Annotated in this window: 1 protein-coding gene; it reads left to right on the forward strand. The window is 41.3% G+C overall.

Going from position 1 to position 208, the window contains the following annotated elements; genetic code table 11:
- On the forward strand, positions 1–208 hold a 208-nt coding region (locus tag ACVC08_RS00665), incomplete at both ends, for a hypothetical protein (protein ID WP_452600581.1).

A 208-nucleotide genomic window follows, 5' to 3' on the forward strand; every position in this document is an offset into this window, starting at 1 on the left:
AACTTACGATGTTTCTTTTAGCATTTCTCCTGCTTCTGCTGTTATTACGACCTCTGCAGGAACTGTTACTGGGAACTCTATTACTGGTGTTCCTGCTGGAACGGATATTACAATTACTGCAACTAGTGCTGTTAATGGATCGTGTCAAGACACCTTAATGGTTACTGCGCCTAATTGTGCTTGTCCTTTTATCGATACGCCTACTAAT

The organism is Pontimicrobium sp. MEBiC06410, from assembly GCF_053601615.1.